Source organism: Nannocystis punicea (assembly GCF_026965555.1).
Classification (GTDB): Bacteria; Myxococcota_A; Polyangia; order Nannocystales; family Nannocystaceae; genus Nannocystis; species Nannocystis punicea.
This window is the reverse complement of record NZ_CP114040.1, coordinates 7,686,482-7,700,276: the sequence shown is the minus strand read 5'-3', so window position 1 is coordinate 7,700,276 and position 13,795 is coordinate 7,686,482. Positions and strand designations below refer to the sequence as shown.

The following is a 13,795-nucleotide window of genomic DNA, read 5'->3' as shown; positions in this document are numbered from 1 at the left end:
CCCGGCGCGAGGGCTACACTAGAGTGCCAGCAGCATGTCCAGCCGTGAGAAAGCCAGCCCCAAGGGCAGTGTTGCGCTGAAGAGTCGCACGGAGCGCAAGACGCAGCGCCCACGGATGTATCGCGTCCTGCTTCACAACGACGACTACACGCCGATGGAGTTCGTCGTCCGCCTGTTGCAGACCGTGTTTCACAAGGGCGAAGCCGAGGCCACGGCGATCATGCTGCACGTGCACAACCACGGCATCGGCGTCGCCGGCGTCTACACCCACGAGATCGCCGAGACGAAGGTCGCCCAGGTACACATGCTCGCGCGCCAGCAAGAGTGCCCCTTGATGGCGTCGATGGAGCCCGAGGAAGACCCCGATGCTGAGCAATGAACTCAAGCAGACGATAAACCACGCGATCGCCGACACCCAGCGGCGGCGCCACGAGTACATCACGCTCGAGCACCTGCTGCTCGCGCTGCTCGACGACGCCAGCGCGCGCAAGGTGCTCCAGGCCTGCAGCGCCGACGTCGACAAGATGCGCGGCGAGCTCGAGGGCTTCATCGAGCAGAACGTCGAGCGCCTGCCCGACGAGGCCGAGGCCACCGTGCACCAGACGATCGGCGTCGGCCGCGTCCTCCAGCGCGCGATCCTCCACGTGCAAGGCTCCGGCCGCACCGAGGTCACCGGCGCCAACCTCCTCATCGCCATCTTCGCCGAGAGCGAGAGCTTCGCCGCCTACGTGCTGCGCGAGCACGGCGTCACCCGCCGCGACGCGACCCTGTTCCTGTCGCACGGGATCGGCAAGGGCAGCAGCGAGCGCGCGCCGCAGGGCCGCCCGGCGCCGAACCCGGTCGGCGGCGAGGAGGACGACGACGAGCGCGTGGCGGGCGACCCGCTCGGCGCCTACTGCGTCGACCTCAGCGCCAAGGCGGCGGCGGGGAAGATCGAGCTGCTGGTCGGCCGCACGCAGGAGATCCAGCGCGTGGTCCAGGTGCTGTGCCGCCGGCGCAAGAACAACCCGGTGCTGGTCGGCGAGCCGGGCGTCGGCAAGACCGCGGTGGTCGAGGGCCTGGCGCTGCGCGTCCACGAGGGCAAGGTGCCCGCCGCGCTGCTCGGGGCCAAGCTGTACGCGCTCGACATGGGCGCCGTCCTCGCCGGCACCAAGTTCCGCGGCCAGTTCGAGGAGCGCCTCAAGGCGGTGATCGCCGCCCTGCAGAAGGATCCGGGCGCGATCCTCTTCATCGACGAGATCCACACCATCGTCGGCGCCGGCGCCACCTCGGGCGGGACGATGGACGCCAGCAACATGCTCAAGCCGGCGCTGGCGTCGGGTGAGCTGCGCTGCATCGGCGCCACCACCTACAAGGACTTCAAGCAGTCGTTCGAGCGCGACGCGGCGCTGGCGCGGCGGTTCCAGAAGGTGGAGATCTTGGAGCCGAGCGTCGACGACACGATCGACATCCTCAAGGGCCTGCGCCCGGCGTACGAGGAGCACCACGCGGTGGCCTACAGCGACGAGGCGCTCGAGCTGTGCGCTCGCCTGGCACACAAGTACCTGCGCGACCGCCACCTGCCCGACTCGGCGATCGACGTGATGGACGAGACCGGCGCCGCGGTGCGTCTCGGCGCGCCACCGCCGCCGCCGCCGCCGGCGCGCGCGCTGCAGGTGACGTTCAACCCGGGCCGTCCGGCCCCGGCGCCGCCGAAGATCCCGGTGGGCGCCAGCGACGTCGAGGCGGTCATCGCCCGCATGGCGCGGATCCCCCCGAAGTCGGTGTCGACCTCCGACCGCGAGGTGCTGCAGACGCTCGAGGCGGGCCTGCGCAACCTGGTCTTCGGGCAAGACGAGGCGGTCGCCACGGTCACCGCCGCGATCAAGCGCTCGCGCGCCGGCCTCGGCCGCGTCGACAAGCCGATCGGCAGCTTCCTCTTCGCCGGACCGACCGGCGTCGGCAAGACCGAGCTGGCCAAGCAGCTCGCGGCCCAGCTGGCGGTCCCGCTGCTCCGCTTCGACATGAGCGAGTACATGGAGAAGCACAGCGTCAGCCGCCTGATCGGCGCGCCGCCCGGGTACGTCGGCTTCGACCAGGGCGGCCTCCTCACCGACGCGGTCAGCAAGAACCCGCACAGCGTGGTGATCCTCGACGAGATCGAGAAGGCCCACCCCGACCTGTTCGCCATCCTGCTGCAGGTGATGGACCACGCGACGCTGACGGACAACAACGGCCGCAAGACCGACTTCCGCAACGTCATCCTCATCATGACCAGCAACGCCGGCGCGACCGACATGACGACCCGCCAGGTCGGCTTCGCCGAGCGCGAGGACACCAAGGTCGGCGACCCCAAGGCGGCGCTCGAGCGCACCTTCAGCCCCGAGTTCCGCAACCGGCTCGACCGCATCGTCGTGTTCAAGTCGCTGCCGCCGGAGGTCATCCTGCAGGTCGCCGACAAGATGCTGAAGGAGCTGCAGCTGCAGCTGGCCGACCGCAAGGTCACGTTCAGCTTCGCCGAGGCGGCCCGGTCGTGGGTCGCGCGCAAGGGCTACGACAAGCTGTACGGCGCGCGGCCGATGGCCCGCCTCCTCGACGAGGAGATCAAGGCCAAGCTGGTCGACGAGCTGCTGTTCGGCCAGCTCGAGCACGGCGGCCACGTGACGGTCGACGTCGGCGCCGACGACAAGCTGACGTTCCGCTTCGATCCTCCGGCTCCGGCGACGCCGCCGGCCCCGGCCAAGCCCGAGACGATGCTCAACTGAGGCCGCCCGGCGGTTCGGCGCGCACCTGGTCGATGGGCCAGGTGCGCGTCGTCGTCTTCGGGGACGGGCGAAGGGCCTGGCTCTTCGGTCAGGTTCTCGTCGCTCACTCGGGGCGGCGCGACGACCAGCCGAACATGAGCGGCGGGACGGCGCCGCCGGCGGGGGCGAAGCGCCGACCTGGCTGTTCGACCAGGTCGGGCCAGATCTTGCACCCGTTGGCGTAGGGGTACTCGCGCACGACCTCGAGCGCGAGGCCGGCCCGCAGCTGGGCGCCGAGGATGTCGGCGACGCCCCACGAGAACTCGTGGGTGGCGTGCGGGTTCTTGAAGCCGACCTGGCCCTCCTGGAAGCCCGACGGCGCCAGCGCGCCCCCGGAGTTGGCGACGTAGTCGCCGACGCCGGTGGGGCCGACGACGTGGGCGCCGCCCATGTACGGATAGGCGAGGCGGCCCTGCTCGTCGTACATCTGCGCCAGGGGGTGGAACTCGATGCCGACGAAGCGACCGCCGGGCTTCAGGACCGCCGCGACGGCGGCGAACAGCGCGTCGAGGTCGGACATCCAGATCAGCGCGCCGTACGACATGAAGACGAGGTCGAACCCGGGCTCCTGCGCCGGCAGCCAGTCGTAGAGGTCGGCGACGGCGAAGCGCGCGGCGATCCCGGTGGCCTCGGCCAGCGTCTCGGCGGCGACGATCGCCGTCGGGCTGATGTCGACGCCGGTGACGTCGGCGCCCAGCTGCGCCAGACACAGCGTGTCCTGGCCGGCGTTGCACGGGGCGTGCAACAGGCGCAGGCCGGCGAGCGGCCGGGCGCCGGACTCGCGGAGGTCCTCGAGGACATGTCCTTCGGGGCCTGTTCCGAGGAGCAGGTGAACCTCGTCGTCGAACAGGGTGGTGCCGCCGGCGCGGAGGAAGCCGGCCTCGTCGTGCTTGTGGCTGCTGTGCGCGGGGGTGGCGGCGTCCCAGGCGAGGCGGTTGTGCTGGTGGAGGTCGCGGCGGATCACGGCGCGATCGGCATTACCATGACTTGGCGCGGCTCGCCCGCGCCCGCCTCCGGCAGCAGCTCGGCCAGCAGCTCGGCGTGCGGCAGCGGGCCGGGCAGGGCGGACAGCGGGCGGAAGCCGAGGCGGTCGTAGAGGCGCAGGGCCCAGGCCGCGCGGCAGAACGCGACCAGCGACAGGTGGCTGCACTGCGGGTCGGCGCGGGCGGCCGCGAGCACCTGATCGGCGAGCAGGCGCCCGCTGCCCCGGCGCTGCCGGTCGCGGCGCACGGCGATCTCCTCGAGGTGCATGTACGGGCCGCGCGGGTAGTAGCTGACGTAGCCGAGGGCGTCGTCGCCGTCGCGCGCCAGCAGGATCGTGGTCTGGCCGAGCAGGGCGCGCATGTCGGCCGCGCCGCGGGGGAGGATCGCTGCGCGCGAGAAGCCGGCCTCGTAATAGAGGTCGGTGGCCGAGCGCTCGATCGCCTGCAGCGCCGGCAGGTCGTGGGCGGTGGCTGGACTGAGGAGGAGCATCGGCGACTTTGGACCTTACGACACCCTCGCGGCGGTGAATAGCTGCTTGTGCCCGCGTCGCCAGCGGGCTAGTGTCGGCGCGCGAACGCGGCCGTGCCCCCGCCCGCCGCGCTCCGCCTGCGCCCGCCCCGCCGCGCGTTCTTCGGCTCGTACGGTCGACCCCGCTGATGGCTGACTTCTCTCCTCCGCGCGCGCCTCTGCTGCTGGTCGCTCTCGGCGCGGCGGTCATCAGCGTGACGGCGTTGTTCGTCAAATGGATCGCGCTCGGGCCGGCGGCGATCGGGGCCTACCGCTGTGGGCTGGGGGCCGCGGCCCTGCTGCCGCTGGCGTGGCTGTCCTCGCGGACAGGTCCGAACAGACAGGCGAAGCGCCGCGGCTCGGCGACCGCGTGGGCGGCCGTGGCCGGCGCCTGCTTCGCCGGCGACCTGTTCGTGTGGCACAAGAGCATCCTGTACTCGGGGACAGGCCTGGCGACGCTGCTGGCCAACACGCAGGTGTTCTGGGTCGCGCTGTTCTCGGCGCTGCTGCTCGGCGAGCGGCTGACGCGGCGGCTCGGAGTGTGCGCGCTGCTGGCCCTCGTCGGCACGGTGATGCTGGCGCTGCCGGGCATCGAGCGCAGCCCGGTGCACCTGCAGGGCGTGCTGCTGGGCCTGCTGACCGGGGTGTTCTACGCCGGCTACTACCTGTCCTTGCGGACAGCCCAGCGCGGCGAGCGGCCGCTCGGGGTCGCCGCGGCGCTGTTCGTCTCGAGCGCGACGGCGGCGGCGCTGCTGGTGATGGCGGCGCTGGCGACCGGGGAGCCGCTGGCGGTGGCGAGCGGCGGCGACTTCGGGCTGCTGCTGCTGCTCGGGGTCGGCGCGCACGTGGGCGGCTGGGCGCTCATCTCGCGCGCCATGCCCCACGTGCCGGCCGCGAGCGGCTCGCTGTTGCTGCTGCTGCAACCGGTGCTCGCCACGCTGTGGGGCGTGCTGGTGTTCGCCGAGCCGTTCGGCGCGGTCGAGGCCGCTGGCACCGCGCTGTCGCTGGCGGCGATCTACGCCGCCAGCGTGTCGCGCTCGCCGCGTTAGGCTCACGCCCCCGCGGCCTTGACCGCCCTCCGCTCGCGCGCTACGGCTGCGGAATGGGAGTCATCGTCATCGCCTGCTACCGTCCTCTCCCCGGTCGCGCCGAGGAGCTGCTCGAGCTGGTGCGCGGCCACGTGCCCGCGCTGCGCGCCCAGGACCTCGCCACCGACCGCGAGCCGATCGTGATGCGCGCGAACGACGGCTCGATCCTCGAGGTGTTCGAGTGGGCCTCCGAGGACGCGGTCCGCCGCGCCCACGAGAACCCGGTGGTGAAGCAGCTGTGGCAGCAGTTCGAGGCCGTGTGCCAGTGGATCGCGCCGTCGGAGGTCGCCGAGCTCGGCCGGCCGTTCTCGCACTTCCGCCCGGTCGACCTGGCCTGAAGGTCATGCTCGTGAGGGCATGCTGCGCGGGACATGTCGTCAAGGACATGTCCCGCGACGCCGGCGTCATTGCACGGTGAAGGTCGGCGAGGTGCCCGAGATCGGCGTGAAGGCGCCGAGCAGCGACTTGGCGTCGCCGTTGTAGACGAGCCGGTAGGTGCCGGGGACGACGTCCGCGGGGATCTTCCACTCGACGTCGACCTCGGAGGTGGGGCTCAGCGGGCCGCCGGTGCGCCGCCAGCGGAACCGCGTCTCGGGGTCCCAGTCGTGGGCGACGACCTTCCACGTGCCGCCGTCGTCGCGCTGGACCTCGAGGTAGCCGGCGCCGGTGCGCAGGTTGTTGCGAGGGTGCGCGCCGCGGAAGGTGACCTTCACCAGGTCGTCCGGGCCGGCGCTGGCCGGCGGGGCGACGACGACGTCGCCGAACTTCTCGAACGGGCACAGGATCGCGTCGAGCAGCGCGCACGGCGAGTCGGCGACGACGCCGGGGACGTTGATGATCTGGTCGTCGCTGAGGTCGAGCGGGGTCGCCTTGTGCGGCGCGAAGACGCCGTCACGCAGCGCCTCGGCGACCTCCGAGAACTCCTGCTGCCAGGCGGCGAGGGTCCACGGGCCGAACTGCGTGAACGCGCCCTCGTAGTGCTGGATGGCGTACTCCTCGCGGGTCGAGACGTAGCTCGAGTAGCCGTTCGACAGGCCGGCGATCACCGCCCGGGTGACGCCGGTGCCCTCCAGGGCGGCGAGGACCGTGTTGCGCAGGCGACGGCCGGAGATCGTGGTGACCTCGAACGGCGCCGGGATGATGGCGAGGCCGCCGAGGCGCAGCACCTGGGCCGGCAAGATCGTCGGCGACCACGGATACGGCAGCATGCGCCCGACCGGCAGCAAGATGGTCTTCTCCTCGTGACACTCCTGGTCCTCGGGCACGAGCGTGACCTTGGGCAGGTCGCCGTAGACGATGCCCTCCTCGATGAAGGCGACTGCGACGCCGTCCTCGGCGCCGGCGGCGATCGAGAAGCCGATCGCGGCGTGACAGGTGGTGTGCTCGTCCTCGCCGGTGAACTCGGGGCCGACGGTGACGTTCTCCATGTCGACGAAGGCGAGGCGGCCTGCGGCCGGCCCGCGCAGGTGCTCGCCGGCCTCGTCGAACAGCTCGAGCGCGCGCTCGTGCTGCCAGGTGCCGTGGACGACCGCGTTCTCGAGGTCATCGCAGTCGGGGTCCGGGCTGTCGTCGCACGGGCGCACGACGGTGTTCTTCGGCTCGCCGACGAGGACCTCGCTGGGCGAGACGTCGCCGGCGTCGCTCTGGGCGAAGGCGGCGACGAACGGGCTCGGCGCGGTGTAGTCGGCGCCGAAGTGCTTCTCGGTGAGGTAGGAGGCGAGGCCCTTGTGATCACCGCTGACGAGCCGGTTCTGGTTCGACACGCTGGTCGCGTGGCTCGAGAACCAGGTGAGCATGCCGATCGGCTGGCCGTCGAGCTCGCCCTCGCCGGTGCGCTCGAACCTCAGCACGGTCATCGCCGTGTTGGTGTCGCGCATCATCTCGGCCTCGTGGGCGGCCCGCTCGGGGTCGGGGTTCTCGGCGTACGCCTGCGGGCTGCGGTTCCAGTTGGCGTCCTGCAGCGGGCCCTGGGCGATCTTGACGACGCCGTGGTCGAGGTTGGCGTCGGCGGCGACGATCGCGTCGACGATCCCGGCGACGATGGCCTCGAAGTTGTCGGGGTCGTAGCCGCCGACGGCGAGGTTGAACATGGTGTAGTGAGAGAAGCCGCCGAGGCCCGAGTGGGTGTGCGTGGCCGAGAGGGCGATGTTGTCGAAGTCGTAGCGATCGGCCCCGAACTTCCCGTTCAGCCGCTTGACGACCTCGAGGTGGACGCCCTGGAACACCTGGCCGAGGTCGGCGCTGACGAAGGCGATCCGCGTGCCGCTGCACGGGTGCTCGACGACGAAGGCGCGCGCCCACAGCCGCGTGCTGATGCCCTCGGCCTTCTGCTCCGGCATCGAGTAGCCCATCATCACCAGCTCGGCGGACGGACCGGTGATATCGCGGATCGCCGCGCCGACGCGGTAATGCGGCGACTGGTCGCAGGTGACCTCGCCTCCGGTGGTGGTGTCGCCGCTGGTCGGCGCGGCGGTGGTCCCGGTCGAGGCGCCGTCGCTGTCGCTGCCGCCGCTGGTGGTCGGCGGCCCGGCGGTCTCGCTCATGCTGTCCGAAGCGACCGTCGCGGAGGTCGTCGGCCCGGTGGTCGAGGTGCTCGCGGTCGTGTCGGTGGCCGATGTCTCGGTGGAGGTGCCGGTGGCGTCGCCGCAGGCGGCGAGCGCGAGGAAGGCGGGCAAGGCGAGGGCAGGACGCATCATCGCATGGTACAGCGCGCGCGCCGCCATGCGGAGTGAGGTCCCGCGGCCTCGGCCGACCTCAGTCGAGACCGGGCCACGGGCTGGCCAGCTCGGGCAGCGGGACGCCGGCCTTGCCGGCCTGACCGCATGCGTAGGCGATCGCCTCCGACCATGTCCCGCAGACCAGGTAAGGACACGGCATTGGACGGATGAGGAAGATCGCCGCGAGCGCGAAGCGAAAGCCGGTCGACTGGCTGATCATGGCTGCGCCGAGGCAGTACTGGCGCGCGGCCTCCTCGGTGTCCTTGATCCAGCGACCGATCCGGTCGGTGTGGGCAGGACCGCGGGCGTAGCGACGCAACCAGATGATGCTGATGTACGGCTGTCGAAGGGCGTGCACCTCGGACATGCGGCCGATGTATTGTTCGACCTCGTCCAGGCTCTGCTCGCCGTCGAACCGGGTGAGGACGAGTGGCAAGTGCGAGAGGTCGAGCGTGATCGCCATGGCCGACACCCACATTGTAAGCGGGTGGGACAGCGCGCGCCCCCGATCCGCGCGCCGCGAAGCGGAGCCTCGCGGCGAAGGTCGTGGCTCCGCGACGACCTCACTGCGGGCGCCGTCCCTCGCGCGCGTGCTCGCGCTCGTGCGCCGGCGAGGTCGTGGGGACAGGAATTGGCGGAGTGTTCGCTCCAGTGCGGTGTTCTTCGCAGCCGGCTCTGCGCAGGCGACGCTGAGGCTCCGCCCGAGCTGCACCGGCCGCGCGACGGCGAGATCGGCCGCGGGCGGCTCGGTCTCGCGGATCGAGTGGCGGGCCGACGTGCCGTGAATTTCGCGGTCGCGGCGCTGCTCGGAGCGAGGCTGTACTCTGGGACATGTCGCTCAAGGCAGGTACATCGCGCGGGCCGGCCTTGCTCGGTGGTTCGGGTGATTCGAGGCTGAAGCCGTCGCCGTGGGGCCGGTGCGTCGCGAAGCGTGCGGCCGGGGCGGGACCTGACCGAACGGACAGCCGGCGTCGCGCTCGCGGCAGGCGGTCGGCGCGACGGCCGCGAGGCGAGTCTTCGCAGTTCATCCGCGAACGAGGGTCGAGGCGTTCTCTCCGGCGAGCTCGACCGTGGCCGGACGCATGGGCGAGGAAATCGCCGCGACCGCTGGCGCGACGGGGCGATGGCGGCCATGTACTCGGCGGAGGCCCGCGATGGAGAATTCGAGCTCATGCGTGCGAGGCGCGGACACTGTCTGCGCGCAGAATGTCGGTCAAAACGAGCGCGCGGCGTCGTTGCTGGCGGGGGCCTGGATGGTCGCGTGGGGGCTGGTCCGGGCGCGCCGGTGGCCGCTGTCGCTGGTGGTCGCGCTCGCCGGCGGTTCGCTGATGCGACGCGGCGTGACGGGTCAGAGCATGTTCTACAAGGCGATGCAGATCGACACCGAACGCCGCGGCGCGCCCTATCCGGGCGTCGATCCCGGCCGGTCCGTGGTGGCCGAGGCGGCGGTGACGATCGAGCGCCCACCCGGCGAGCTGTACGCGTTCTGGCGCCGTTTTCAGAACCTCCCGCAATTCATGGCCGACGTGCTCCGCGTGTCGCGGCTCGACCGCGGCGGCTGGAGCTGGCTGGCCGAGGGGCCGTTCGGGCGCCCGGTCGAGGTCGAGGTCGAGGTGACGCAGGACATCGAGCGGCAGCGGATCGCGTGGCGCTCGCGCGAGGGGGCGACGCGGCCGTTCGAGGGGTGCGTCGAGTTCCACGCGACGACGTCGGGCGGGACCGAAGTGTGGGTGCGGATGTATCAGGAGCCGGTGGCCGGCGAGCTCGGTGCGTGGGTCGCGAGGTTGATCGGTCGCGACCCGCAGCGGGCGCTGTGCCGCGATCTGGCGCGCCTCAAGCAGATCCTCGAGTGGCGCAGCGGTCGTGTGGCAGAGCAGGTCGATCTGTCCGAGCAGTCGAGCGACTGGGAACCGGAGCCCGCGCTCGCCCAGGCGCGTCAGCGCGTCGACGACGAGCGTCAGGCGTCGTTCCAGGATCGGGTCGACTTCGAGTCCGACGAGTCGTTCCCGGCCAGCGACCCGCCCGCACGGTACTGAGCCCTCGTGGTGGAAGGAGGCTCGTCGGCGCGGCGAGCCTCCGATGCATCGGCGCAGGGATATCGGTGTGAGGCTTTTTGGACATGTCGTAAGGGGCATGTTCGTGCGCTCGAGAGCAATGACGGCGGTCGGACGTTTGGTGAAGGACAGCTCGGTTGTTCTCGAGATGGACCGGCTTTCGAACCCGTGAGGGGCTGCGGTCGCCTCGAGTGGTGAGGTAGCGAAGGGGGGTCGCGCCAGGAGACGAACATGTTCGCGCGGGTCGGCACATCGTGAGGGTCCGAGGACCGCGTCGGGCTCGAGGAGCCGGCGACGTGCAGGGCAGGACCGGCCCGGGGCCGCATGTCGATCGGTCCGCAAGCTTGGGCCCGTGACTCGTGAGGGGTGCGGGGCGGTCCTGGAGTGACGCTCCTGCGGCTTCGGGGGGCCGGGCGCGAGGACGCGCGGGATGAGGGCGTGTCGTGATTGGGCCGGCGGGCCGGGAGCGGCTCGGGTCGGACTCGGCCCTGTGATGATTGCGATGTGTCGCGATTTTTTATGCATCGTGCTTGACATGGCCCGCGTGCCGCTGGTAGTGTTGCGGGCATTCATGAGGTAGGCGCCATGCGTTCCGTCCACGACATCCTTCTCTGCACGATCCCCCAGACTCCCACCGCCGAACCACTGATGCCGGCCGTGGAGCTGTCGGCGGGTCTTGCAGCCGATCGGCAGGCCGATCGCGCGGGGTGGACTGGACGTAGTTTCCGGCGCTCTCTCGCGTATCTCGCCTGAACCGCGACCGCTTGGCGGTTGCGTCCGAGGACAAGCCCGAGGCACCGGTCGGCGCTCCGACCGCGATCCGACGTCGCGGTTAGGGCTGCTCGAATGGCTCGACGGATCGCCCGGTCTCGGGTGATTCGGCGAATGCCGTGACATGTCCGTTCGGGCATGTCGACAATGCCGGGGCGAATCGACGGACGGCGCGTATCGACGGATCGTCGGCGAGCGACGGTCGTTCGACGGCGCGGGTGAGCGACGGTGCGGCGACGCATCGGACAATGGGGTCGTAGCTCAGTTGGGAGAGCGCCTGCTTCGCACGCAGGAGGTCGTCGGTTCGAGTCCGACCTTCTCCATCGAGACAATTGTTCTGTATCGGGCTTGTAGCTCAGCTGGGAGAGCGCCGCGCTGGCAGCGCGGAGGTCGCGGGTTCGAGCCCCGCCTTGTCCATCGAGGAGGTGAGTATGCGTACCATCGAGGCCAACTTGAACGACCGGACTCTGGATCACTGCATCCGGATCCCCTTGACCATGCACCGGCTCGGCGAGCTGTGCATCCGCCCCGGCGACCGCGTGCGCCTCACGGGCGAGGACATGGAGGTCGAGGCGAAGGTCGAGTTTCGCGCGAGCGAGGCGGTGGCGGTGCCGACGTGGAGCACGCTCACCTACGTCGATTGAGTCCCACGGTTCGAGCATTGGAGCGGTGAGAGAGGGAGGTGCGCCATGCAGTCGCTGATCAAGAACCACTACGACACCTTGTGTACCCGCCCGGAGCGGGGCCCCGAGTTTTATCTGGCGCGGCATCTGCGTCGGAAGGCGCTGCGCAAGGGTGACGGGCGTCTGGGCCGGTTCCGGGACATGAGCAAGTTCGTCAAGGCGTCCGTCGCCGACGTAATTCGAGGCCGGCTCGACCCGTGCTTCACGCGGGAGTTCCGCTTCTACGAGTGGAACGTGCTGATCTTCTGCGCGTACTGCAACGCGCGGTTGAACCGGCGCAGCGTGACGCGGGACCACGTGATCCCGCGCTCGCGCGGCGGGAGCAACGAGCCGGACAACCTGGTGCCGTGCTGCCGGCCGTGTAACGCGAGCAAGAGCAACAAGCCGCTGTGGAAGTTCTTGCTCGAGCGCGAGCTACAGGTGGCGTGAATGAGCCACGAGGGGGAGCGGGCGGGGGCGATGCCTTTGCCCGCTCTTGTTTTTCGCGGGTGAGAGCGCCCGCGGCTCGGCGCTCGCCGCGGGCTTGTTTCGTGTTCGCGCGAGCTTTCGTCGGGGGCGCGAGCGCTGCTCACCGGGTTCAGGCGGCGCGGGCTTCCTCCTCTTCGGAGGGGTCGCCGGAGCTCGGCACCGCGAGGTCGGTCATGGCGCGGGTGAGCAGGGCGTCGCGCTCGCCGGGGTGACTGCGCAGCCACTCCAGCGCGGCCGCGCGACCCTGGCCGACGCGGATGTCGCCGAGCGAGAACCAGCTGCCCGCCTTGGTGATCACGCTGCGGGCCAGGGCCCAGTCGAGGATCTCGGCGTCGCGGTCGATGCCGGTGCCGAACGCGATCTCGAACTGCGCCTCGGTGAACGGCGGGGCGCACTTGTTCTTGACCACCTTGACGCGGCAGCGGTTGGCGACCGCGTCCTCGCCGTCGCGCACGGTGGCGATCCGCCGGATGTCGAGGCGGACGCTGGCGAAGTACTTGAGGGCGTTGCCGCCGGTGGTCGTCTCGGGCGAGCCGAAGGTGACGCCGATCTTGTGGCGCAGCTGGTTGATGAAGACGACGAGGGTGTTGGTCGTGAAGGCGATGCCCGCGATCTTCCGCATCGCTTGACTCATGAGGCGGGCCTGCAGGCCGAGGTGCTGGTCGCCCATGTCGCCCTCGAGCTCGGCGCGCGGGATCAGGGCGGCGACGGAGTCGATGACGATGAGGCCAATGCCGCCGGTGCGCGCGAGGGTGTCGACGATGTCGAGCGCCTGCTCGCCGCAGTCGGGCTGCGAGATGAGCAGGTCCTCCAGGCGCACGCCGAGGCGCTGGGCGTACTTGACGTCGAGCGCGTGCTCGGCGTCGATGAAGGCGCACGGGAGCTTCTGCCGCTGGGCCTCGGCGATGGCGTGCAGCATGAGCGTCGTCTTGCCCGAGGACTCGGGGCCGTAAATCTCGACGATTCGCCCGCGCGGCAGGCCGCCGACGCCGAGGGCGCGGTCGAGGTTGAGAGAGCCGGTCGACACGACCTCGACGGACTGACGGTCGCCGGGGTCGCCGCCCAGCGCCATGATGGCGCCCTTGCCGAAGCGCTGGACGATGCTGTCGATGGCCTTTTGCAGGGTGACGCGGTGTTCGTGGACGACGAGGGGTGTTGCGGAGGAGCGTTGGCTTGCCATGCCCGTCCTCCTTGCGCCCGACGTGCCCGCACTCGCCTGCAAGAGTTGCGAGCACTTGAGGTCATGGCCTTGGGGACATGGCCCATCGGCTGGACACTCGCAGAGGCCGGTGTCCCGCGGGCTGGCCGGCTCAATTTACGGTTGTTGTCCGGGGTTGGCGGCGTAGTTCTCGAGCGATCTTCGCCGCCGCTTCATGAGCTGTCCGAAAGGTCTGGCGCGGATCGCGGTTGGTAGTTCCAGGTCGGGGATTGTCCCCGCTGGTCTCCGACCGCTCCGGCCGTCCGAAACTCGGCGCGGTTACGAAGGAACCGTGTCTACCAGGGTCCCGGGGCCCCCAGACGGCCTCTGGCAGGCGGCGTGCAGGCAGTTGCGGACGGGGTCGCGATGGCGTGGATTTCACCGCCTTTTCGCGTGTTCCTTGATTGTGTGCGACAACCTGACGACCCCCGTTGGGTGTTCCGACGCCCGCCGGGTGGGTTCACAGCCGGGGCCTCGGTGTGCCATAAACGGCAGAGCCGAGGGCGAAGCCCTCGTGGTGAGTTGCCCGACCCCCCAGATCC

Annotated in this window: 12 protein-coding genes and 2 tRNA genes; 9 read left to right on the top strand and 5 right to left on the bottom strand. The window is 70.6% G+C overall.

Translation table 11 applies throughout. The features are described from left to right. Positions 1-34 precede the first annotated feature (34 nt). Together clpS and clpA are read left to right on the top strand one after the other, a co-directional pair. A complete protein-coding gene (clpS, locus tag O0S08_RS29585) occupies positions 35-379 on the top strand; it encodes an ATP-dependent Clp protease adapter ClpS (protein WP_096333844.1) in 345 nt (114 codons plus the stop codon). Next, positions 366-2,744 carry an ATP-dependent Clp protease ATP-binding subunit ClpA gene (gene clpA, locus O0S08_RS29580; RefSeq protein ID WP_269032689.1) on the top strand — a complete coding sequence of 793 codons (2,379 nt, stop codon included), beginning with the start codon at positions 366-368 and terminating at the stop codon, positions 2,742-2,744. The genes clpS and clpA overlap by 14 nt, the downstream gene beginning before the upstream one ends. A 103-nt stretch (positions 2,745-2,847) precedes the next feature. Here clpA and O0S08_RS29575 read toward each other — a convergent pair whose 3' ends face one another. Both O0S08_RS29575 and O0S08_RS29570 read right to left on the bottom strand, forming a co-directional pair. Continuing rightward, entirely contained in the window at positions 2,848-3,744 is an 897-nt protein-coding gene (locus tag O0S08_RS29575; protein ID WP_371879560.1) for a class I SAM-dependent methyltransferase, read from the bottom strand. Beyond that, positions 3,744-4,256 (bottom strand): GNAT family N-acetyltransferase, encoded by a 513-nt coding sequence (locus O0S08_RS29570; protein WP_269032687.1) that lies wholly within the window; start codon positions 4,254-4,256, stop codon positions 3,744-3,746. Before O0S08_RS29570 ends, O0S08_RS29575 begins: the two co-directional genes overlap by 1 nt. Before the next feature lie 167 nt (positions 4,257-4,423). Here O0S08_RS29570 and O0S08_RS29565 point away from each other — a divergent pair, with 167 nt between their 5' ends. Both O0S08_RS29565 and O0S08_RS29560 read left to right on the top strand, forming a co-directional pair. Next, complete coding sequence (locus O0S08_RS29565) at positions 4,424-5,323, top strand: DMT family transporter (protein ID WP_269032686.1); 900 nt, start codon at positions 4,424-4,426, stop codon at positions 5,321-5,323. A 53-nt stretch (positions 5,324-5,376) separates the two neighbouring features. Next, positions 5,377-5,700, top strand: a complete 324-nt coding sequence (locus tag O0S08_RS29560; RefSeq protein ID WP_269032685.1) for a putative quinol monooxygenase — start codon at positions 5,377-5,379, stop codon at positions 5,698-5,700. 66 nt (positions 5,701-5,766) lie between these two features. On the opposite strand, the gene O0S08_RS29555 is transcribed toward O0S08_RS29560, so the two are convergent. Together O0S08_RS29555 and O0S08_RS29550 are read right to left on the bottom strand one after the other, a co-directional pair. After that, a complete protein-coding gene (locus O0S08_RS29555; RefSeq protein ID WP_269032684.1) occupies positions 5,767-8,055 on the bottom strand; it encodes a neutral/alkaline ceramidase in 2,289 nt (762 codons plus the stop codon). Positions 8,056-8,116: 61 nt separating this feature from the next. Next, on the bottom strand, positions 8,117-8,542 hold the full coding sequence (locus O0S08_RS29550; protein ID WP_269032683.1) for a hypothetical protein: 426 nt from the start codon (positions 8,540-8,542) through the stop codon (positions 8,117-8,119). Between the two features lie 619 nt (positions 8,543-9,161). Here O0S08_RS29550 and O0S08_RS29545 point away from each other — a divergent pair. The 5 genes from O0S08_RS29545 to O0S08_RS29525 all read left to right on the top strand — a co-directional run bounded on the left by O0S08_RS29545 (position 9,162) and on the right by O0S08_RS29525 (position 12,016). Beyond that, positions 9,162-10,115 (top strand): SRPBCC family protein, encoded by a 954-nt coding sequence (locus tag O0S08_RS29545; protein WP_308477858.1) that lies wholly within the window; start codon positions 9,162-9,164, stop codon positions 10,113-10,115. 1,039 nt (positions 10,116-11,154) lie between these two features. Then, positions 11,155-11,227 (top strand) — tRNA-Ala (locus O0S08_RS29540). Positions 11,228-11,248: 21 nt separating this feature from the next. Next, positions 11,249-11,321, top strand: a tRNA-Ala gene (locus O0S08_RS29535). A gap of 14 nt (positions 11,322-11,335) precedes the next feature. Beyond that, positions 11,336-11,548, top strand: a complete 213-nt coding sequence (locus O0S08_RS29530; RefSeq protein WP_269032681.1) for a hypothetical protein — start codon at positions 11,336-11,338, stop codon at positions 11,546-11,548. A gap of 45 nt (positions 11,549-11,593) precedes the next feature. After that, positions 11,594-12,016 carry an HNH endonuclease gene (locus tag O0S08_RS29525; protein ID WP_269032680.1) on the top strand — a complete coding sequence of 141 codons (423 nt, stop codon included), beginning with the start codon at positions 11,594-11,596 and terminating at the stop codon, positions 12,014-12,016. A gap of 148 nt (positions 12,017-12,164) precedes the next feature. On the opposite strand, the gene recA is transcribed toward O0S08_RS29525, so the two are convergent. Next, positions 12,165-13,235 (bottom strand): recombinase RecA, encoded by a 1,071-nt coding sequence (gene recA / locus O0S08_RS29520; protein WP_269032679.1) that lies wholly within the window; start codon positions 13,233-13,235, stop codon positions 12,165-12,167. Positions 13,236-13,795 lie beyond the last annotated feature (560 nt).

Excerpts from the sequence above, each read along its gene's own strand:
- clpS (WP_096333844.1), top strand. The coding sequence starts at position 35 with ATGTCCAGCCGTGAGAAAGCCAGCCCCAAGGGCAGTGTTGCGCTGAAG.
- clpA (WP_269032689.1), top strand. The coding sequence starts at position 366 with ATGCTGAGCAATGAACTCAAGCAGACGATAAACCACGCGATCGCCGAC.
- O0S08_RS29570 (WP_269032687.1), bottom strand. The coding sequence starts at position 4,256 with ATGCTCCTCCTCAGTCCAGCCACCGCCCACGACCTGCCGGCGCTGCAG.
- O0S08_RS29565 (WP_269032686.1), top strand. The coding sequence starts at position 4,424 with ATGGCTGACTTCTCTCCTCCGCGCGCGCCTCTGCTGCTGGTCGCTCTC.
- O0S08_RS29560 (WP_269032685.1), top strand. The coding sequence starts at position 5,377 with ATGGGAGTCATCGTCATCGCCTGCTACCGTCCTCTCCCCGGTCGCGCC.
- O0S08_RS29555 (WP_269032684.1), bottom strand. The coding sequence starts at position 8,055 with ATGCGTCCTGCCCTCGCCTTGCCCGCCTTCCTCGCGCTCGCCGCCTGC.
- O0S08_RS29550 (WP_269032683.1), bottom strand. The coding sequence starts at position 8,542 with ATGGCGATCACGCTCGACCTCTCGCACTTGCCACTCGTCCTCACCCGG.
- O0S08_RS29545 (WP_308477858.1), top strand. The coding sequence starts at position 9,162 with ATGGGCGAGGAAATCGCCGCGACCGCTGGCGCGACGGGGCGATGGCGG.
- O0S08_RS29530 (WP_269032681.1), top strand. The coding sequence starts at position 11,336 with ATGCGTACCATCGAGGCCAACTTGAACGACCGGACTCTGGATCACTGC.
- O0S08_RS29525 (WP_269032680.1), top strand. The coding sequence starts at position 11,594 with ATGCAGTCGCTGATCAAGAACCACTACGACACCTTGTGTACCCGCCCG.
- recA (WP_269032679.1), bottom strand. The coding sequence starts at position 13,235 with ATGGCAAGCCAACGCTCCTCCGCAACACCCCTCGTCGTCCACGAACAC.